A 20,155-nucleotide genomic window follows, 5' to 3' on the forward strand; every position below is an offset into this window, starting at 1 on the left:
CAGGTGGTTGTGAACGTAGGGACACATCGCCAGATGATCTTGGGGCAGCGGAGTGCCTCCAGGGCCGGTGTGGATTGCGACAGTCAGACCTGTCCAGCCGCCGTGGTCGCCGATCGAGCAATTGGCCCAGTTCGGGGGCGGAGGAAATCCTTACGCGAAGCAACAGACCTCCTGCGCCGGAACGCGAAGCAGCAACTTGCCGAGTTGATCGCTTTCTTGCTTGAGCGTCAGCACGCAGTCCCGGCATGGCGTTGGCGGCTCGCAGCTCGCGCGCAAACGCTGATGGACCTGGTCAGAACGACCAGGTCCATCAGCTCCTCCCCCAACCGTTCCAAGATGGAGCTGTCGAGGAAGTCGGTTCTGGCTCGGACCGGGCAGTACCGTCCCGAGCCAGTGATCGAGATCCGCGTCAACAGAGCCCGATCTCCCTGAGTTCGGCCGTGCCAACGAACGTACTCAGCGTTTACGTGACCCCGGTCACTAGCCGATTGTCACGCGCAGCTACTGTATCGTCCTTTGCGCGGCGAGCAAACCATTCGGACACCTTCGGACGCCCACGAACAGGGGTTTCCTTCCCGCTGTCGTCGTCATTCCGCGCTAGAGGAACCTGATTCAGGGCCCGAACTGCAATTTTCTGGACGTCTTTGGACACATTCGGATGCATCCGGACATGGGGCATCTGCACCGACTAGACCAATACCGCCCTGATGGGGAAAATGTCGCCACGGCGAACGCGTCACCCGTGTCCGCCGAGTGGAAATCGTCAAATTTCCACAACCCGCTGGTTCGCCAACTGGCGGTGGCTGTAGTCGACGGTTCACCCCGTCGAGCAGGCCGTGCCATCAGGTGGTGTCGCGGGGCGATCCTCGAGGTGGTCCCGCGACACCGCGTTCGACGTACGACATGAGGTTCAATGACTGTGACCAGGATGAACAAGACTCGACCGTCACACGCGTGGGAGCACTGGTCCAGCGCATGGGTCCCGACAGTGATCCTCGCGCTAACCATGCTGTTCGCGGGCTGGATGCTTCACCGCGGGCATACCCCGGTTGAGGCGGTCAGCACCGCCGTGGTGCTGGTCGTGACGGTGCTGGCCCTATCCACCGGTGCTCTCAAACTGCGCCGCGCCGTCTGGCGCGTGGTGCAGGACTCCGTGTCCTCGGCGGAGCGGTGATGAGCAAGACACAAGTCATCCCGATGGCCTCCGCGGAAACCCCAAATCGGGCGTACAACCTCGGCGTACCGCTGCGCACCGTCTCGCTGGTCGACCCGGCGATGCAAGCTCGCCACGATCTCTGCGCATTCATCAAGCGAATCGCGACTCAGCAAGGGCTCCGGCCCGACAGGCTGGCCCGGCGCGCAGGCCTGTCGCGCACGGAGGAGTTGGCTTATATCCAGGACTGGGTTCCGCCGACAGCCGACGCCGTACTAAAGCTACTTAGGTCGCTTCGCCTGGGGCGGCAGGCGCGGGCACAGGCGAACGTCGCGTTCCGGATCGGCCATGAGGGCATCGACCCCGAACTGGTCATGCCTCTGGACTTCGCGGGCAGTGCACCGAAGGACCTATCGAAGCCGCGCCAGGGAGCCGGTCGTCGCACCGCCGTGCGCCTGAACATGCCCGAAACCCCAAACGTACCGCCACGCTCGCACACGGCAGCTGTGCCGACCCTGTTGGCAGAACTTGATGCGCGGGCGGCGCCGGAATTCAACAAACTGCTGCGACTGCTTCAAGAGCGTTCTGGACGCACTCCTGGACAGCTTGCCAAGGCCTCAGGTATCCCGCGTAGCTCCTGCTACGACATGGTCAAGCCCGACCGGCAGAACCTGCCCGTCAAGCACGAACATGTTCAAGCCTTTGCCGTCGCCTGCGGCCTGACGAGTACGCAGGTCCAGCGGATCATGACCTTGTGGACGCGATGTCGCGCACAGCAACACGCTGCGCCTGAACTCCCCGTGGCCACGACCCCCGCCGTGCCCATAGCCCCGCATTCCCAGGTCTGTGCGCGAACGCACGAGGACGAGCAGAGGTTCCAGACAGAGCGCTGGGAGCCGGGGGCGATTATCGCAATCATCGTGGTCTTCGCTCTGCTGACGGTCGGGCTCAGCGTGGCTGCCGGGATGTATCTGTTTAGCGAGATTCACCTCCAGCAGCTTCAGATGAACCGGGCGCTGGTCTCCAGCGTGATCGCGCTGGCGATCGCCTCGATGTTTGGGCTCGGCTTCATGTTGATCGTCAACCGACCTTTCAGGAGACGGGAGACCCGGCAGTCTCCGCAGCTGATCATGACCCCAAGATCACCGCGCACGCGGCCGATACCCCCGGTCCAGCCAGCACCGCAACCGGCCCCGGACGCTGGCCGAGAATGGGCGAAACGACTCGCGCGTCTTCCCCGGCGTGAGGGTGACGAGGCCACCTGACCAGCAACCTGCCCACCGGAGCTGTCCCTCGAGCACAGGCTTGAGGGACAGCTCCAGGGCGCCGGGTCGCGCCGGAATCCTCGGCTGCGTCCACTGCTGATTGGGTGTCTGCGCAAGGGCAATGGCGCGACACCTCATCGTCGCCGGATCGGGCCGACCATCCGCAAGCCGCACTTCTAACCTCATAGGTCAATACACCTAGGCTGGCACCGTGAGCGTCGTGCTGCTGGCCGAGGACGATCCGGCCATCGCTGAACCCCTCTCCCGCGCGCTCAGCCGGGAGGGCTATTCCGTCCAGGTCGTCTCCGAGGGCCCGGCCGCACTGGCCGCCGCGGTCAACGGCGGCGTGGACCTGCTGGTGCTCGACCTGGGGCTGCCGGGGCTGGACGGGCTGGAGGTCTGCCGCCGCCTGCGCGCGGCCGGGCGGGGCATACCCGTGCTGATGCTCACCGCGCGCGTGGACGAGGTGGACTTCGTGGTCGGCCTCGACGCCGGCGCCGACGACTACGTGGCCAAACCGTTCCGGCTGGCGGAGCTGATGGCCCGCATCCGCGCGCTGCTGCGCCGTCGCGCGCACAGCAGCCTGGAGGCCAACGGTGTGCGCATCGACTTCGCCGCGCGTCGCGTGCAGGTCGACGGCCGCGAGGTGCAGTTGGCCAACAAGGAGTTCGAGCTGCTTCGCGTGCTGATGGAGCGCGCGGGGCAGGTGGTCAGCCGCGACGACATCCTCGAAGAGGTCTGGAACGACCCGGAGCTGCGCGGGAGCAAGACGCTGGACATGCACATCTCGTGGCTGCGCAGGAAGATCGGCGACGCTCACGCCGGTATGACCGAGCGGCGCATCGCGACCGTGCGCGGGGTCGGGTTCCGCTTCAACGCCGACTGAATCCCCTTACCTGTGAGGTAATTGCTGTGCGGCACGCGGTGAACGAAGCTCATCGCATGGCTGACAAGAGGAACTTCACCGTCGATTTCTGGGCCGACTTCTGGAAGGACCCGTTCGCCGCGCCGAGCGGGGACAGCGTGCTCTCCGACGACATCGTCGGGTACTGGCCGGGCGACCCCGAGCCGGTGCGCGGGCTGCCCGACTACCTGGCGCGGATCGCCCGGCTGCTCACCGAGGTCCCGACGCTGCGCCTGGAGCTGCTGTCGCACGCGGCCACCGGCGATGCGATCTTCCTGCACTACGTGGCGCGCGGCACCGGGGTGGACGGGCCGTTCGAGTTCCAGGGCATGGACCGGGTGGTCGTGCGCGACGGGCTCGTGGTCGAGAACCTGGTCCGCTACGACGAGACGGCTCTGCGGCGGGCCGCCGGCCTGGCCTGATAAACAGGCGCATGCGCCGCCGCATCCTCCGTGCCATCCTGCTCGCCGTCCTGGTCACGGGGTTCGCGCTGGGCATCCCGCTCGGCTACAGCGCCCTCCAGGTCGTCGAGGACATCACCCGCAAGGAGCTCTCCACCAGGGCCAGGCAGATCGCCACGATCCTGGACGAGCAGCTCGCCAGGGGCGCCAAGATCGACCTCAACGAGGTCCAGCTGGTACCACCCGGCGGGGAGCTGGTCGTGCGGATGCCGGGGGAGGCGGACCGGCGGCTCGGCCCCGATCTCGTCGAGGACGACACGCTCACCGAGCGGCAGCCGATCGTGCGCCAGGGGGAGGTCCTGCTCACCATCCCCGACGCCAACCTGCGCCGCGACCAGCTGGAGATGGCCGGGCTGGTGATGCTGCTGGTCGTGCTGTCGATGGGCATCGGGACGGCGGTCGCGACGGTCACCGCACGCCGCCTCGCCGACCCGTTGCGGCACGTCGCCAACCGCGCGGCCCGGCTCGGCGCGGGTGACTTCCGGCCCGACCGCCGCCGGTACGAGGTTCCCGAGCTGGACCGCCTCGCCGAGGCGCTGGACACCTCGGCCTCCGCGTTGGCCGAGCTGATGCAGCGCGAGCGCGAGCTGATCGGCGACGTCTCGCACCAGCTGCGCAGCCGCCTCACCGCGATGCGGCTGCGGCTGGAGGCCCTCGCCATGCACCCGGAGGAGTCCACCTCCAGCGAGGCCGCCGCCGCGCTGGAGCAGGTCGACCACCTGGTCACCGTGCTGGAGGAACTGCTCGCCGCCGCGCACCGGGCCCGCTCCGTCGGCGCCGAGCCGGTGGACCTCGCCGTGGAGCTGCCCGCGATCGCCGCGGAGTGGCGGGAGCCGCTGCGCAAGGAAGGCAGGGCGCTGCGCATCAGGGTCACCTCCGGGCTGCTCGCCAGGGCGACGCCGTCGCGGCTGCGCGAGGCGGTCGGCGTGCTGCTGGACAACGCGCGCGTGCACGGCGACGGCACGGTGACGATCTCGGCGAAGCACGGGGACGGCATGGTCACCGTGGAGGTCACCGACGGTGGGACGGGCGTGCCCGACGAGCTGGTCGCGCACGTCTTCGAGCGCGGGGTCTCCGGCTCCGGCTCGACGGGGGTCGGCCTGGCACTGGCCCGCGCGCTGGTGGAGGCGGACGGCGGGCGGCTGGACCTGTCCTCAACGCGCCGCGCCACGTTCGTGATCTTCCTGCCGGTGCCGCGCGCGGACGACGTGCTCGGCCTGCCCTGGCCAGCGGAGACGCCGCGTTAGCACCAGCTCAGGAGTGGCCGAACTCCTCGTCGGAGTCGGCGTCGCCGTTGCGGGCGACCGAACCCGCCCTGGCGCGCGGGCGGGCGTTCTCCTCGGGGAAGACGAACTTCCGGAACGCCCACCAGCGGAACACCATGCCGACCAGCACGCCGCCGATCTGGCCGATGAAGAAGTCGCCCAGCTCCTGGTAGGTCACCGAGACGTCGGGGAAGCGCAGGTCCAGCACGTAGCGGGAGAAGAACAGCGGGAACGCGTAGATGCCCACGCCGATGCCGCTGACCAGGAAGTACAGGGCCGCCTCGTGCCGCTTCTCGCGGCCGCCGCGCTGCCGGAAGGACCACTCGCGGTTGAGCACGTAGGACACGATCGTCGCGACCAGCACCGCGATCACCTTCGAGGTGACCGGGCGGTCGTGCAGGATCGTCAGCTTCAGGCCGTAGAAGATGGCCGTGTCGATGACGAACGTCGTCCCGCCCACGAACGCGAACTTGAGCAGCTCGCGGTGCTTGAGCATCAGCTCGCGCACGGGCTTGGGGAACTTGCCGACGACCGTGTGGATCAGGGACACCCGCGCGAGTCTACGTACGCGGATATCACTCGGATGCCGAACGGGCCCTGACGTCCGCTTTGAGCAGTTTCTCCGCGTCGCGCACGACCCTGGCGCCCTCGTCCGGGAAGACGTACTTCCGGAACGCCCACCACCGGAAGACCATGGCGAGCACGGTGCCCAGCAGCATGCCGCTCGCGAAGTCGGCCAGCTCCTGGGTGAGGGCGCTGACGTGCGGCTCCTCCAGCGTCAGCCAGTAGCGGGATGCGTAGAGCGGGGCCGAGTTGATCAGCACGCCGACGCCGCTGATCAGGAAGTACAGCGCGGCCTCGTGGTGGCGCTCGCGGCCGCCCCTGGTGCGGAAGGACCACTCGCGGTTGAGCACGTAGCCGACGATCGTGGCCACGATCACCGCGACCGCGAGTGCGCTGACCGGCTTGGGCTCCAGGATCGTCCACTTGAGACCGTAGAAGACCACGGTGTTCACCACGAAGGTGATGGAGCCGACGACGGCGAACCGCAGCAGTTCCTGGTGCTTGATCACCAGATCGCGGTACGGCTGGGGCAGGCGGAGCGAGAGAGCGTCCAGTGCGGCCACCGGCGCAGTCTACGAATCGGCGTTCACCCGTCCGGACGCGCCCCCCGCGCGAACGAGGACCTGGCGTGGACGCGCCGCGGATGTGACACTTGGGCCAACTATTCAGCAAGGGGTGTCACATGCCTGACTACCGGCTCGATGCCGAGCAGGAAGATTTCCGCAAGACCGTCGCGGATTTCGCCAGCACCGTGGTGGCGCCACAAGCGCACGCCAGCGACGCCGCTGGGACCTTCCCGTACGACGTCGTCCGCCAGATGGGGGAGATGGGCCTGTTCGGCCTGCCCTTCCCTGAGGAGCACGGGGGCATGGACGGCGACTACTTCGTGCTCTGCCTGGCGCTGGAGGAGCTGGCCCGCGCCGACTCCTCGGTCGCGATCACGCTGGAGGCGGGGGTGTCGCTGGGCGCGATGCCCGTCTACCGCTACGGCACCGACGAGCAGAAGCAGCGCTGGCTGCCCGACCTCGTCGCCGGGCGCAGGCTCGCCGCCTTCGGCCTCACCGAGCCCGGCAGCGGCTCCGACGCCGCCGCGCTGCGCAGCACCGCGCGGCTGGACGGCGGGGAGTGGGTGCTCAACGGCTCGAAGTGCTTCATCACCAACTCCGGCACCGACATCACCTCGATGATCACCGTCGCCGCGCGCACCGGGGAGGACGAGATCTCCTCGATCATCGTGCCCGCCGGGACGCCAGGGCTGACCGTGGCGCCGAAGTACCAGAAGGTCGGCTGGCGCGCCTCCGACACCCGCGAGCTGTCCTTCGACGACCTGCGCGTGCCCGAGGAGAACCTGCTCGGCACGCGCGGCAGGGGTTTCGCCCAGTTCCTGTCCACTTTGGACGAAGGGCGGGTGGCGATCGCCGCGCTCAGCGTCGGCCTGGCCCAGGGCTGCCTCGACGAGTGCGTGCGCTACGCAGCCGAGCGCACCGCCTTCGGCCACAACATCGGCCACTACCAGGCGATCCAGTTCAAGATCGCCGACATGGAGATGCGCACCCACGTGGCGCGCCTGGCCTGGTACGACGCCGCGGCGAGGCTGGTGGCGGGGCAGCCGTTCAAGAAGCAGGCCGCCATCGCCAAGCTCTACGCCTCCACCATCGCGGTGGACAACGCCCGGGACGCCACGCAGATCTTCGGCGGCTACGGGTTCATGGACGAGTACCCGGTCGCCCGGCACTGGCGCGACGCCAAGATCCTGGAGATCGGCGAGGGCACCAGCGAGGTGCAGCGCATGGTCATCGCCCGCGAGCTCGGCGTCCGCTGACCCATCGCTGTTTCCCGTTTCGTACCGGAATCGGGTGTTGGGAGCGCTCTTTTTCCCGTTAGGAGTACGAAACGGGAGAAGGGGGACTCGGGTCAGTCGTCGAGGAGGGTGGTTTCGGAGCCTGCTTCGCGGAGTTCGTCGCGGACGACCCGGTAGGCCATGCCCTCGGGATAGCCCTTGCGCGCGAGCATGCCGACCAGGCGGCGGACGCGGGCGGTCTCGTCGACGCGCAGCACCGAGGGGATCTTGCGGCGGACCAGGGCGCGCGCCCGCTCCTCCTCGGCCTCACTGTCCACTGTGGACGCCGCATCGGCCGCGGTCTCGCCGTCGACGCCCTTGCGGCGCAGTTCGGCGACGAGGGCGCGGCGGGCCATGCCCTGGTGGGTGTGCCGGGAGCGCACCCACAGCTCGGCGAACGCGGCGTCGTCGACCAGTTTGAGGTCGCTGTAGCGATCGAGCACCGCCGCGATCACGTCATCGGGGATCTCCTTGCGCCGCAACGCCTGCTCCAGCTCGACGCGGGTGCGCGGACGCACCGCGAGCAGCCGCAGGCAGATGTCGCGCGCGTGCTCCACCGGATCGCGGGGAGCCTGCTGCCGACGCTCGGCCGACGCCCCGTCAGCGGAGCTGGGGCCGGAGCCACCGGGCATGCCGGAACCGGGGCGGCGCCGGGAACGACCGGGCCGGGTCATGGGAGATCACCTCGGTCCTGGCGTTCCCTCCCGCCGGGGCGCCGGAGGACCGGCACCCCGGGCGGGAGGGCGAACGCGTTGCGCTGTGCGAGAAGGAGCCGTGCTGTGCGAGAAGGGCTAGAACTCGACGGGAGCGGGCGCTGCTTCCTCGCCCTCGACCGCGAGCTGCGGGCCGATGTTGAGCTTCTCCTTGATGCGCTTCTCGACCTCGTTGGCGATGTCGGGGTTCTCCCGCATGAACTTGCGGGCGTTCTCCTTGCCCTGGCCGAGCTGGTCGCCCTCGTAGGTGTACCAGGCACCGGACTTGCGGACGATGCCCTGGTCGACACCCATGTCGATCAGGGAGCCCTCGCGGCTGATGCCCTGGCCGTAGAGGATGTCGAACTCCGCCTGCTTGAACGGCGGCGCCATCTTGTTCTTCACGACCTTGACCCTGGTGCGGTTGCCGACCGCGTCGGTTCCCTCCTTCAGGGTCTCGATCCGCCGCACGTCCAGCCGCACCGACGCGTAGAACTTCAGCGCCTTGCCACCGGTGGTGGTCTCGGGGCTGCCGAACATCACGCCGATCTTCTCGCGCAGCTGGTTGATGAAGATCGCGGTGGTTCCGGAGTTGTTCAGCGCGCTGGTCATCTTCCGCAGCGCCTGGCTCATCAGCCGGGCCTGCAGACCGACGTGGCTGTCACCCATCTCGCCCTCGATCTCCGCACGCGGCACCAGGGCCGCCACGGAGTCGATGACCAGGATGTCCAGCGCGCCGGAGCGCACGAGCATGTCCGCGATCTCCAGCGCCTGCTCACCGGTGTCCGGCTGGGACACCAGCAGCGCGTCGGTGTCCACGCCGAGCGCCTTGGCGTACTCGGGGTCCAGCGCGTGCTCGGCGTCGATGAACGCCGCGATGCCGCCAAGGCGCTGGGCGTTGGCCACCGCGTGCAGCGCGACGGTCGTCTTACCGGAGGACTCCGGCCCGTACACCTCGATGACGCGGCCCTTGGGCAGGCCGCCGATGCCCAACGCCACGTCCAGGGCGATGGAGCCGGTGGGGATCACCGCGACCGGTGGCCTGGTGTCCTCACCGAGACGCATCACCGATCCCTTGCCGAACTGCTTGTCGATCTGGGCCAGGGCAAGCTCAAGAGCCTTGTCCCGGTCGGGTGCTACCGCTGCCATGGGCTTCCTGCCTTGCTTCACTGCCTCGCCTTTAGCCGTCAGATGGGGCCCTCTACCGGGTCGTGGTCGACGCTACGGCGTAGGTCTGACAGTCAGCGCGGAGAGGTCGGGATCTGTGGATAGCTGGTGCCGATGTGGACAACACCATAGCCGAACAGGTGTTCGAGTCCAGTCGAGACACGCTTCGGGGTGAGGCAGTGAGGAGAAGCGCTGGTCAGCGCCGTTCCGGCGGTACGTCGAAGGCCTCGCACACGGCGAGCCAGATCCGCTTCGGGTCCATCCCGGCCTCCATGGCCTGGTCGACGGTGCGCCCGCCGAGGGAGGAGAACACGTGGGTGCTGGCCATCAGCTCAGCGCGGACGGAGCCGAACTCGTCGTTCATCCGGCTGCGGAAAAGGGTGATACGCATCGGGGGCAAGGCTACGCTCGGCGGGTGTTCACCGAAGACGACCCCACCGGCCTCTCCTCGCCGCTCGGCCAGCTGATCCTCGCGGGCGGCCTCATCGGCGTGATCGTCTACGGGCTGATCTGGTTCCGCCAGAACCGAAAGCGCTGAGCAGGCAGAGCACCAGGAACGGCAGCGCGAGCACGCCGACGAGCAGGCCGAGCACCTGGTAGGACCACACGGTCACCACCAGCCCCGCTGTGAGCCCGCCGAGCGCGCCGCCGACGTTCATCGCCAGGTCGGACATGCCCTGCAGGGCGGGCCGATCGGCCAGCGGCACGGACTCGGTGAGCAACGCCGACCCGGACACCAGCCCGGCGGACCACCCGAAACCGAGCAGCACCAGGCCCACCGCGAGCTGCGGCGCGTCGTGCGAGGAGGCGGTCCCCGCAACACCCGCCGCGGCGACGATGAGCCCGGCGCCCAGCGCGAGCACGGGCACCCGGCCCCAGCGGTCGGCCATCCACCCGAACACCGGGCTCGCCGCGTACATCCCGGCGATGTGCAGGCTGATCACCACGCCGACCAGGCTCAACGAGGCGCCGCCGTGGTCCATGTGCACCGGCGTCATGGTCATCAGCCCGACCATCGCGGTGTGGCAGAGCACGATGCCCGCCACCGCCAACCACCCCATCGGGTGAAGCTTGGCGAGCTTGCCGGTCCACCGCAGCGGGGCACCGTGCGCGGGGCAGGACGGCCCGGGCTCGACCGCTTCGACCGACCGCGCCAGCACCAGCGGATCGGGGCGCAGGCCGAACCACACCCACGCCGCCGCGGCGCTGAAACCCAGTACCGACACCAGGAACGGGCCGGAGCGCTCCGCGATGCCGAGCCAGCCGGCCAGCCGCTGCGCTGGCTCGGCGAGGTTGGGACCGGCCACCGAACCGATCGTCGTCGCCCACACCACCAGCGACAGCGACCTGGCCCTGCGCTCCGGGGCGGCGAGGTCGGTCGCGGCGTAGCGGGCCGCCAGGTTGGCGGTGCTGCCCCCGCCGACCAGCACGAGCGCGGCCAGCAGCAGCGGCCACGAGCCCAGCGCGATCGCCGTGGCCGCCAGCGCGGCGCCGACGGCGGCCAGGCCGTAGCCCATGATCAGCGCGGGACGGCGGCCCCTGCGCTCGGCCAGTCGCGCGGCGGGCAGCGACAGCAGCGCCGCGCCCATCACGGCGCTGGTCTGGGCGAGCCCGCCGACCACCTCGGAGCCGGACAGCGAGGCCGCCGCGAGCGAGCTGACGGTGACCCCGGTGGCCACGCCGACCCCGCCGAGGACCTGGCTCGTGGTGAGCGTGCCGAGCACCCGGCGCTGCACGGCCGCGACGGGGCGGCCGAGGAGTTCGGTCACGACCGCTCTTCCAGGCCGAGCGAGCGGCCGATGATCTCCTTCATGATCTCGTTGGTGCCCGCGTAGATCGCCTGCACGCGGCCGTCGAGGAACAGCTTGGAGATCGGGTACTCGCTCATGTAGCCGTAGCCGCCGTGCAGCTGGAGGCAGCGGTCGGCGGCCTTCCTTGCCAGCTCGGAGGTCCACAGCTTGGCCATGGCCGCGTCGGTGGCGGACAGCGTCCCCGCGTTGAGGTCGCGCACGCAGCGGTCCAGGAAGACCTGGGTGACCCAGTACTCCGTCTCCAGCTCGGCCAGTTCGAAGCGGGTGTTCTGGAACGCGCCGACGCTGCGCCCGAACGCCTTGCGCCCGCGCACGTACTCCTTGGTCAGCTCCAGCGCGGCGCTCACCGTGGCGATCGAACCCACGGCGACGGAGATTCGCTCCTGCGGCAGCATCGCCATCAGGTGGTAGAAGCCGCGGTTGACCTCGCCGAGGACGTTCTCCGCAGGCACGCGCACGTCCTCGAAGAACAGCTCGGCGGTGTCCTGCGCCTTCAAGCCGATCTTGTCGAGGTTGCGGCCACGGGAGAACCCGGCCATCCCGCGCTCCACCGCGAGCAGGCTCAGCCCCTTGCTGCCGGGTGCCTCGGGGTCGGTCTTGGCCACGACCAGCACCAGGTCGGAGTTGATGCCGTTGGTGATGAAGGTCTTCGAGCCGTTGAGCACGAAGTCGGAGCCGTCGCGGCGCGCGTGCGTGCGGACTCCCTGGAGGTCGGAACCGGCGCCGGGCTCGCTCATCGCGATGGCGGTGATCAGCTCGCCCGAGCAGAACCCGGGCAGCCAGCGCGCCTTCTGCTCCTCGGTGGCCAGCTCGCGCAGATAGGGGCCGACGACGTCGGTGTGCAGACCGAAGCCGCAACCGGTCGAGCCGGTGCGCACGAGCTCCTCGCCGACCACGGTGTTGAACCGGAAGTCGCGCTGCCCGCCACCGCCGTGCTCCTCGGGCATGTCGAAGCCGAGCATGCCCAGCTCGCCGGCGGCGGCCCAGACCTCCCTCGGGACGACCCCTTCGGACTCCCACTGCGGGTGCTTGGGCACCACCTCATCGGCGAAGAACCTGCGCACCAGCTCGCGGAACGCGTCGTGGTCGGCCTCGAAGAGATCACGCTGCATGCCCCGATCGTGGCACGCGCGAATCGCGCGGGGATAGCTCCGGTCAGGTCCCGGGCTGAACCTGCTTCTCGAAGTAGTCGGCCAGCTCGTTGGCCTTCGGGCCTGCTCCGGTCGGGTTCACGACGGTCATCAACCCGACGACGGGGCGGTCCTTCACGGTGAAGACGAGGTAGCCGACACTCTGGTCAGTGGTGGCCTGGTAGTGCCCGGTGAGCCCGTTGCCGCCCCAGTCCGCCTCGACCTGTTCGGTCTTGGACTCACCGATCACGGTGTTGGCGATGTTCTGCACGACCTCCATCGAACCCGCGTGCGCGTACGCGATGGTGAGCGTGGGCGCGCCGTTGCCCGCGGGCAGCTGACAGGTCACCTTGACGCCCTGGATGCGGCCGAGCGCGTTCTGGGCGAGCCCGCTGACGCCCGGGTCGCACTGGACGTTGTCGGCCAGGTCGCCGGCGAGCTGGCGCATGCACGAGGTGAAGCCCTTGGGGTCGGCCTCGCCCGGCTTCGAGCAGTCGCTCGCGCTCGGCAGGCCGGAACCGCCGAGCAGCACGATGCCCAGCACCACGGCGAGCACCAGCACGATGGAGGCCGCGACGCCGATCAGCAACGGCTTGGAGTTCTTCTTGGGCTGCTGCTGCGGGTACTGCGGGTAGCCGCCGTACTGCGGCGGGGCTTGGTGCTGCTGCTGGTGCTGGTGTTGCTGCACCGGCTGCGGCCCGGTGTTCGGGTACGCGGGCGCGGTGGTCATCGCCGTGGGGTACGGCGCGGTCACGCCGCCCGGGTACATCTCCTGCGGCGGGAGCTGCCCCGTGCGCGCGCTGGTGCCGTCCTGCGGCACGTGGTGCGCGCCGAGTGCGACGGCGGTCTCCGGCTGGTCGAGGCTCGTCGGGACGACGCGGAGCCGGTCGGAGATCAGCTTGGCCACCAACGGGATGCGGCTGGAGCCACCGACGAGGTAGATGCCCGCCAGTGACTCCGGGGTCATCCCGGCGGAGCCGATGGTGTCGGCGAGCAGTTCGATGCTGCGCAGCAGACTGGGGCGGATCAGCGCTTCGAGCTCCGCGCGCGTGACGAGCACGTCGTCGAAGGGCTCCGGCATCGGAACTTCGGTCTGCGGGTGCCGGGACAGCGCCTCCTTGGCCGCGCGCACGTCTTCAAGGAGCGTGCGGCGGGCACGGCGGTCCGCGGTCGACTCGGGGCGCAGAACGCGCTGCCACTTCTCGGGGTCGCGGTAGGACACCTCGCGTCCCACGTGCACCAGCAGCGCGTGGTCCACATCAAGACCACCGAGGTCGGGCAGGCCGTTCTCGGCGAGCACGACGAAGCCCGTGGGGGTCGCGCCGACCACGGCGACGTCGAAGGTGCCCGCGCCGAGGTCGTAGACGGCGAGCGCCTGTCCGGGTGCCAGCGAGCGCTCCGGGAAGGACGCGAAGTGCGCGGCGGCGGCGACGGGCTCCGGCACCAGGGTCAGCTGCGGGCCGAACCCGGCCAGACGCGCGGCGGAGAGCAGGACGTTGCGGCGGATCGCGCCCCACTGCGCGGGGTGCGTCAGTCGCACCTCGTCCGGCATCTCGCCGCCGAGCTGGCGCTTGGTCTCGTCCGCGACGCGCTGGAGCACCGCTGCCATCGCGTCGGTCACCGTGATGACGGTGTTGCCCAGCAGCAGCGTGGTGTCGTCCACCCGGCGCTTGGGGTTGGGCTCGAAGCGCGACGGGTCGAGCCGGGCCCGCCGCTCGGCGTCACGGCCGACGACCAGTCCGCCGTCCTCGGAGGCGAAGACGGCTGAGGGCATCGTCGCCGAGCCGTCGACCTCGACCACGCGCGGTGGCCTGCCGTGTGCTGACAACACGGCAACGGTGTTGGACGTACCCAGGTCCACCGACAGGACGCGCACTGCTCTCCCCTTGTCGCCACGGGACGCACAGCGTCCGGTTTGGACGCTGGGGTGTGATGCTGCCATGTCGGGGTTAGGCCATGTGGCGGGGTTGCCCAGATTGGCGGTTACGGTCTCCTCTCATGGGTCCGTTGCGCACTGACCGCCTCGATCTCGTTCCGCTCCGCGTGGAGCACGCGGAGGAGATGGCGGAGGTCTTGGCGGACGCGGCACTGCACGAGTTCACGGGTGGCGCGCCCGCCACTGTCGAGCACTTGCGCCAGCGCTACGCGAAGCAGGTCGACGGCTCTCCCGATCCATCTGTGACCTGGATGAACTTCGTCATCAGATCGCGCGCGGAGAACTGCCTGACGGGCTACGTGCAGGCCACCGTCGCCCACGGCAGCGCGGAGATCGCGTGGGTCGTTGGCACGCCATGGCAGGGCCGTGGCTTCGCTACCGAGTCCGCGCGCGCGTTGGTGGACTGGCTGCGTTCAAGCGGTGTGACCGAAATCGTGGCCCACGTGCACCCCGGGCACGCGGCGTCGGGCGCGGTCGCCGCGGCTGCCGGGCTCACTCAAACAGACACGGTCGTTGACGGTGAGTCGCAATGGCGTTGGAGTACAACCAAGGAGGACGCGAGCGCGTCCTTGAAGCGATGACTTTCAATCACAACGACTTCTATCACCGAAGACTCCTGCGACACGTGCCCTCACACTGCGCTGACGCACTTGACGTCGGTTGCGGCACCGGTGTGTTCGCGAGGCGTCTGGCCCGTCAAGCCGGCTGGGTGGACGCGATCGACGCGTCTGCCGAGATGGTCGACGTAGCGCGCACGCGGTCCATGGGTGCGGCGAACATCGAGTTCCGCCAATGCGACCTCATGGACATCGAGCCCGCGCGCTACGACTTCGTCTCGTGCATCGCGACGGTGCACCACCTGCCGTCCTTCCCTGACGCGTTGGAGCGGCTCCGCGACTCCCTGAAGCCGGGCGGAGTTCTGGCGATCCTGGGGCTCTACCGGGAGAAGACCGCTTCGGACCACGCGCTGAGCTTGGCCGCAGCGCCGGTGAACCTGGCGCTCAACGCCTTGACCCGGAAGGACGACGGAGTTCACGCCCCGGTCAAGGGCGCCGAGCTGACCTATGCGGAGATCCGCGCCGACGCGAATCGCGTTTTGCCTGGTCACCATGTACGGCGGCAGCTTTTCTGGCGGTACCTGCTGACCTATCGCAAGCCGTAGCCCGGCGACTGTCAGACCCCTGGTTCAGGATGGGGTCATGTCCGAAGTGCTGGAGAAGTTCTCCGCGCCGACCAGGGAGTGGTTCCGGGGCGCGTTCGCCGCGCCGACCGATGCCCAGGTCGGCGCGTGGAACGCCGTCGCGGACGCCGAGCACGCCCTGGTCGTCGCCCCGACCGGCTCGGGCAAGACGTTGGCGGCGTTCCTCTGGGCACTGGACCAGCTCGCCCGCTCCGAGCCTCCCGCCGAGCCGAAGCACCGCTGCCGCGTCCTCTACATCTCGCCGCTCAAGGCGCTCGCGGTGGACGTGGAGCGCAACCTCCGAGCGCCGCTGACCGGTATCCGGCAGGCGGCGCACCGGCTCGGTCTGCCTGACCCGGGGATCACCGTGGGCATGCGCACCGGTGACACGCCTGCGGAGGAGCGCCGATCTTTCGCCCGCCGCCCACCGGACGTGCTGGTGACGACACCGGAGTCGCTGTTCCTGCTGCTGACCTCGGCCGCGCGGGAATCACTCGCCGGGGTGCGCACGGTGATCGTCGACGAGGTGCACGCCGTCGCGGGCACCAAGCGCGGCGCGCACCTGGCGTTGTCCCTCGAACGGCTGGACGCGCTGCTGGAGCGCCCCGCTCAGCGCATCGGACTGTCCGCGACCGTGCGACCGATCGAGGAGGTCACCTCCTTCCTCGCGGGCGGGCGGCCGGTGCGCGTGGTGCGGCCGGAGAACCGCAAGACCGTCGCGGTGCGGGTGGAGGTCCCCGTCGAGGACATGTCCACTTTGGACAGACCGGCGGAGCAGCTGCCCGAGGACGAGGAGATCACCGGCTCGGCGGCGGGAGCGGCGCGGCGGCCGTCGATCTGGCCCGCCGTGGAGGAGCGGATTCTCGACCTGGTGCGGCAGCACCGGTCCACGATCGTCTTCGCCAACTCGCGACGGCTCGCAGAACGGCTGACCTCGCGGCTGAACGAGCTGGCCAGCGAACCCGCGGAGGTGGAGCGCTTCCCCGCCGAGGCGGTGGGCGGCTCGGGCATCACGACGGGCTCGACGACCGTGATCGCCAAGGCGCACCACGGTTCCATGGCCCGCGAACAGCGCACCCTGGTCGAGGAGGAGCTGAAGGCGGGCGTGCTGCCGTGCGTGGTCGCCACCTCCTCGTTGGAGCTGGGCATCGACATGGGCGCGGTGGACCTGGTGATCCAGGTGGAGGCGCCACCGACCGTGGCCTCCGGGCTGCAACGCGTGGGCCGCGCGGGGCACCAGGTCGGCGCGGTGTCGAAGGGCGTGGTGTTCCCGAAGTTCCGCGGTGACCTGGTGTCCTGTGCGGTGGTGGCCGAGCGGATGGCCGCCGGCTCGATCGAGGCGCTGCGCTACCCCCGCAACCCGCTCGACGTCCTGGCGCAGCACGTGGTCGCGATGACCGCGATGGAGCCGTGGACCGTCGACCAGCTGGCCGCCGTGGTGCGCGGGGCGGCGCCGTTCGCGTCGCTGCCGGACTCCGCGCTGCACGCGGTGCTCGACATGCTCGCCGGGCGCTATCCGAGCGAGGAGTTCGGCGAACTGCGCGCGCGGATCACCTGGGACCGCGTCACCGGCGTGCTCAACGGGCGGCCGAGCGCGCAGCGGCTCGCGGTGACCTCCGGCGGCACCATCCCCGATCGCGGCCTGTTCACCGTCAGCACTCCCGGCGCGGACGGCAAGGGCGGCTCGCGCGTCGGCGAGCTGGACGAGGAGATGGTCTACGAGTCGCGCGTCGGTGACGTGGTGCTGCTGGGCACGTCGTCGTGGCGGATCGAGGACATCACGCACGATCGCGTGATCGTCACCCCCGCGCCGGGTCAGCCCGCGCGGCTGCCGTTCTGGAAGGGCGATGCGCCAGGCCGCCCACTGGAGCTCGGGCGCGCGCTCGGCGCCTTCGTCCGCGAACTGTCCACTTTGGACAACGCGGACGCGGTCCAACGCGCGGCCGACGCGGGGCTCGACGAGTGGGCCACGCAGAACCTGTTGGCGTACTTGGCGGAACAGCGCACGGCCACCCGGCACCTGCCCAATGACAAGACGATCCTGGTCGAGCGCTTTCGCGACGAGCTGGGCGACTGGCGGCTCGTGGTGCACTCGCCGTTCGGCGCGCGGGTGAACGCCCCGTGGGCGCTGGCGATCGGCGCGCGGCTGAAGGAGAAGCACGGGTGGGACCCGCAGCTGGCGCACTCCGATGACGGGATCGTGTTGCGGCTGCCGACCGTGGGGTTGGACGACGGCTTCGAGGACGCGGGCGCGGACATCCTGCCCACGGCCGAGGACGTGCTGGTCAACCCCGAGGAGGTGGAGCAGATCGTGGTCGCCGAGCTCGGCGGCTCCGCGCTGTTCGCCGCCCGTTTCCGCGAGTGCGCCGCTCGGTCGTTGTTGTTGCCCCGGCGCGATCCTCGTCGGCGTTCGCCGTTGTGGCAGCAGCGCCAGCGCGCGTCGCAACTGCTGTCGGTCGCCGCGAAGTACGAGCGTTTCCCGGTGGTCTTGGAGGCGATGCGCGAGTGCGTCCAGGACGTTTACGACCTGCCCGGCCTGCGCGAGTTGATGGCGGAGGTCCGCGCGCGCAAGGTGCGGGTCGTGGAGGTGGAGACGCCGACCGCTTCGCCGTTCGCCCGCAGCCTGCTGTTCGGCTACGTGGGGATGTTCCTCTACGAGACCGACGCGCCGCTCGCGGAACGGAGAGCCGCCGCGCTGTCGCTGGATTCGGCGCTGCTGGCCGAGTTGTTGGGCTCCGAGGCGATCCGCGAGCTGCTCGATCCCGAGGTGCTGGCCGAGGTCGAAGCGCAGCTCCAGCGGCTGAGCCCGGAGCGCAAGGCCCGCAACCTTGAGGACGCGGCCGACCTGCTTCGCGCGCTGGGCGAGCTGTCCACGGCGGAGGCTCTGGAACGCGGTGTCGAGCCGGAGTGGTTGACAGAGCTGGAGAACCAGCGCCGGGTGATCCAGGTCCGGATCGCCGGGCAGATGCGGTGGATCGCGATCGAGGACGCGGGACGGGTCCGGGACGCGCTCGGCGTCGCGTTGCCGGTCGGCGTGCCCGAGGCGTTCACCGAGCCCGTCGCCGATCCGCTCGGCGACCTGATCTCGCGCTACGCCCGCACGCGCGGTCCGTTCCCGGCTGCCCAGGCGGCTGAGCGATTCGGCTTGGGCGTCGCGGTGGTGACCAGCGTTCTGGAGCGGCTCGCGGGTACCGGACGGCTCGTGCGCGGCGAGCTGCGCCCATTGGTGGCGGCTGACGACGCGGGCATGGAGTTCTGCGACGCCGAGGTGTTGCGACGGCTGCGGCGCGCGTCCCTGGCGAAGCTGCGCGCTGAGGTCGAGCCCGTCGAGCAGGCCGCGTTGGGCCGGTTTTTGCCGTCCTGGCACGGGATCGGCGGGAAGCGGCGTGGTGGCCAGTTCGCGCCTCGGACGGCCGCGACCGTCGACGACCTGATGACGGTGGTCGAACAGCTCGCGGGCGCGCCGCTCCCGGCGAGCGCGGTGGAGTCGCTGATCCTGCCCGCTCGGCTGCCCGGCTACTCCCCCGCGCTGCTCGACGAGCTGACCGCGACCGGCGAGGTGTCGTGGACCGGCTGCGGTGCTCTGGCCGGTGGAGACGGCTGGATCGCCCTCGCCCCAACGGATCTGGCCGACCTGCTGCTGCCAGAGGTGGACGAGGAGGTCCCCGACGGCCCGCTGCACCGCGCCGTTCTGTCCACTTTGGAGGGTGGGGCGCAGTTCTTCCGCCAGTTGACCGATCGCGTGTCCGGCACAGTCTCCGGTGTCACTGACGAGCCCGTCGACGACCCCGCCGTGATCGCCGCGCTGTGGGACCTCGTGTGGTCCGGGCAGGTCACCAACGACACGCTCGCTCCGCTGCGCGCGCTCGTGTCCGGCAAGGGCGCCGCGCACAAACCACGCCGCTCCGCCCCGCGCGGTCGCTACGCCCGCCTACGCGCTCCGCGCCCGACCATGCCGAGCCGCACCGGGCCGCCCACGGTCGCGGGGCGGTGGTCCCTGGCCCCCGAGCGCGAGACCGCGCCGACCCGCCGCGCGCACGCTCGCGCGGAGGCTTTCCTTGAGCGCCACGGCGTTCTGACCAGGGGCGCCCTGGACACCGAGCGCGTGACCGGCGGGTTCAGCGGCGTGTACCGGGTGCTCCGCGCGATGGAGGAGTCCGGCCAGGTCGTGCGCGGCTACGTCGTCGAAGGGCTCGGCGCCGCCCAGTTCGCCGCGCACGGCGCCGTCGACCGCCTGCGCGCACTGTCCACTTCGGACTCCAGCTCCGTGCGCGACGTCGACTCCGTGGCCGTCGTGCTCGCCGCGGCCGACCCCGCCCAGCCCTACGGCGCCGCGCTCGACTGGCCCGCCGCCCTCGGCGACACCAAGCACCGCCCCGCCCGCAAGGCAGGCGCGATCGCCGTCCTCGTCGACGGCCGCCCCGTCTTCTACGTGGAGCGCGGCGGCCGCTCGCTGCTCTCCTTCACCGAGGACGAGCCCGCACTGCGCGCCGCGGCCGACGTCCTCGCCGGAGCCGTCCGCGACGGCTGGCTGGGCCAACTGGCCGTGCAGCGCACCGACGGCGAACAGGCCCTCGGCTCCCACCTCTCCGCCATCCTCCGCGACGCCGGTTTCCGCGCCACCCCCAAGGGCCTCCGCCTCCGCGCCCAGTAACCCCCGGTCTCACCCCTCACGTTTTGGCAACGCGTTGCGAAGGAGAGCGCTCCCAAATCACAACAAGTAGCCAAAACGCGAAACACGGGCGACGGGCCCGCCGCTCATCCCGCGACGGCGATCGGTTCCCCTC

General features: G+C 70.1%; 18 protein-coding genes. 10 read left to right on the forward strand and 8 right to left on the reverse strand.

Annotated elements, in window-relative coordinates:
- The first annotated feature begins 988 nt into the window (after positions 1 to 988).
- The 5 genes from CCN37_RS13895 to CCN37_RS13915 all read left to right on the forward strand — a co-directional run bounded on the left by CCN37_RS13895 (position 989) and on the right by CCN37_RS13915 (position 5,030).
- On the forward strand, positions 989 to 1,174 hold the full coding sequence (locus tag CCN37_RS13895; RefSeq protein WP_086821168.1) for a hypothetical protein: 186 nt from the start codon (positions 989 to 991) through the stop codon (positions 1,172 to 1,174).
- The gene (locus CCN37_RS38990; RefSeq protein ID WP_143261599.1) at positions 1,174 to 2,418 is read left to right on the forward strand and encodes a hypothetical protein; all 1,245 of its coding nucleotides are present in this window, start codon (positions 1,174 to 1,176) and stop codon (positions 2,416 to 2,418) included. The genes CCN37_RS13895 and CCN37_RS38990 overlap by 1 nt, the downstream gene beginning before the upstream one ends.
- A 211-nt stretch (positions 2,419 to 2,629) precedes the next feature.
- The gene (locus CCN37_RS13905; RefSeq protein WP_086821170.1) at positions 2,630 to 3,304 is read left to right on the forward strand and encodes a response regulator transcription factor; all 675 of its coding nucleotides are present in this window, start codon (positions 2,630 to 2,632) and stop codon (positions 3,302 to 3,304) included.
- A 56-nt stretch (positions 3,305 to 3,360) separates the two neighbouring features.
- Positions 3,361 to 3,744 (forward strand): nuclear transport factor 2 family protein, encoded by a 384-nt coding sequence (locus CCN37_RS13910; RefSeq protein WP_086821171.1) that lies wholly within the window; start codon positions 3,361 to 3,363, stop codon positions 3,742 to 3,744.
- A gap of 11 nt (positions 3,745 to 3,755) precedes the next feature.
- A complete protein-coding gene (locus CCN37_RS13915) occupies positions 3,756 to 5,030 on the forward strand; it encodes an ATP-binding protein (RefSeq protein ID WP_086821172.1) in 1,275 nt (424 codons plus the stop codon).
- 7 nt (positions 5,031 to 5,037) lie between these two features.
- Here the strand turns inward: CCN37_RS13915 and CCN37_RS13920 are convergent, their stop codons facing one another.
- A complete protein-coding gene (locus tag CCN37_RS13920) occupies positions 5,038 to 5,598 on the reverse strand; it encodes a GtrA family protein (protein ID WP_210408011.1) in 561 nt (186 codons plus the stop codon).
- Positions 5,599 to 5,623: 25 nt separating this feature from the next.
- Complete coding sequence (locus CCN37_RS13925; protein ID WP_246843028.1) at positions 5,624 to 6,175, reverse strand: GtrA family protein; 552 nt, start codon at positions 6,173 to 6,175, stop codon at positions 5,624 to 5,626.
- A 119-nt stretch (positions 6,176 to 6,294) separates the two neighbouring features.
- Between CCN37_RS13925 and CCN37_RS13930 the strand changes: the two genes are divergently transcribed.
- The gene (locus CCN37_RS13930; RefSeq protein WP_086821173.1) at positions 6,295 to 7,434 is read left to right on the forward strand and encodes an acyl-CoA dehydrogenase family protein; all 1,140 of its coding nucleotides are present in this window, start codon (positions 6,295 to 6,297) and stop codon (positions 7,432 to 7,434) included.
- A gap of 92 nt (positions 7,435 to 7,526) precedes the next feature.
- Here CCN37_RS13930 and CCN37_RS13935 read toward each other — a convergent pair whose 3' ends face one another.
- From CCN37_RS13935 to CCN37_RS13945, 3 genes are all read right to left on the reverse strand, one after another.
- Positions 7,527 to 8,126 (reverse strand): regulatory protein RecX, encoded by a 600-nt coding sequence (locus tag CCN37_RS13935; protein WP_246843029.1) that lies wholly within the window; start codon positions 8,124 to 8,126, stop codon positions 7,527 to 7,529.
- A 117-nt stretch (positions 8,127 to 8,243) separates the two neighbouring features.
- Complete coding sequence (recA, locus tag CCN37_RS13940) at positions 8,244 to 9,293, reverse strand: recombinase RecA (protein WP_086821174.1); 1,050 nt, start codon at positions 9,291 to 9,293, stop codon at positions 8,244 to 8,246.
- Between the two features lie 214 nt (positions 9,294 to 9,507).
- Positions 9,508 to 9,702: a DUF3046 domain-containing protein gene (locus CCN37_RS13945; protein ID WP_086821175.1), complete on the reverse strand. Its 195-nt coding sequence runs from the start codon at positions 9,700 to 9,702 to the stop codon at positions 9,508 to 9,510.
- A gap of 24 nt (positions 9,703 to 9,726) precedes the next feature.
- Here CCN37_RS13945 and CCN37_RS42020 point away from each other — a divergent pair, with 24 nt between their 5' ends.
- Positions 9,727 to 9,849 carry a hypothetical protein gene (locus CCN37_RS42020; protein ID WP_256388043.1) on the forward strand — a complete coding sequence of 41 codons (123 nt, stop codon included), beginning with the start codon at positions 9,727 to 9,729 and terminating at the stop codon, positions 9,847 to 9,849.
- Here the strand turns inward: CCN37_RS42020 and CCN37_RS13950 are convergent.
- From CCN37_RS13950 to CCN37_RS13960, 3 genes are read right to left on the reverse strand one after another with little or no spacing between them, the layout of a single operon-like run.
- Positions 9,794 to 11,080, reverse strand: a complete 1,287-nt coding sequence (locus CCN37_RS13950; RefSeq protein WP_086821176.1) for an MFS transporter — start codon at positions 11,078 to 11,080, stop codon at positions 9,794 to 9,796. The genes CCN37_RS42020 and CCN37_RS13950 overlap by 56 nt on opposite strands.
- Positions 11,077 to 12,234: an acyl-CoA dehydrogenase family protein gene (locus CCN37_RS13955; RefSeq protein WP_086821177.1), complete on the reverse strand. Its 1,158-nt coding sequence runs from the start codon at positions 12,232 to 12,234 to the stop codon at positions 11,077 to 11,079. The genes CCN37_RS13950 and CCN37_RS13955 overlap by 4 nt, the downstream gene beginning before the upstream one ends.
- 43 nt (positions 12,235 to 12,277) lie before the next feature.
- Complete coding sequence (locus tag CCN37_RS13960) at positions 12,278 to 14,128, reverse strand: Hsp70 family protein (protein ID WP_086821178.1); 1,851 nt, start codon at positions 14,126 to 14,128, stop codon at positions 12,278 to 12,280.
- Positions 14,129 to 14,250: 122 nt separating this feature from the next.
- Here CCN37_RS13960 and CCN37_RS13965 point away from each other — a divergent pair, with 122 nt between their 5' ends.
- The 3 genes from CCN37_RS13965 to CCN37_RS13975 are packed head-to-tail and all read left to right on the forward strand — an operon-like array spanning position 14,251 to position 20,022.
- Positions 14,251 to 14,769, forward strand: a complete 519-nt coding sequence (locus tag CCN37_RS13965; RefSeq protein ID WP_086821179.1) for a GNAT family N-acetyltransferase — start codon at positions 14,251 to 14,253, stop codon at positions 14,767 to 14,769.
- A complete protein-coding gene (locus CCN37_RS13970) occupies positions 14,766 to 15,350 on the forward strand; it encodes a bifunctional 2-polyprenyl-6-hydroxyphenol methylase/3-demethylubiquinol 3-O-methyltransferase UbiG (RefSeq protein ID WP_086821180.1) in 585 nt (194 codons plus the stop codon). Before CCN37_RS13965 ends, CCN37_RS13970 begins: the two co-directional genes overlap by 4 nt.
- Before the next feature lie 37 nt (positions 15,351 to 15,387).
- Positions 15,388 to 20,022 (forward strand): ATP-dependent helicase, encoded by a 4,635-nt coding sequence (locus tag CCN37_RS13975; protein WP_086821181.1) that lies wholly within the window; start codon positions 15,388 to 15,390, stop codon positions 20,020 to 20,022.
- Positions 20,023 to 20,155: the final 133 nt, after the last annotated feature.

Source organism: Allokutzneria sp. NRRL B-24872 (genome assembly GCF_002155965.1).
GTDB lineage: Bacteria > Actinomycetota > Actinomycetes > Mycobacteriales > Pseudonocardiaceae > Allokutzneria.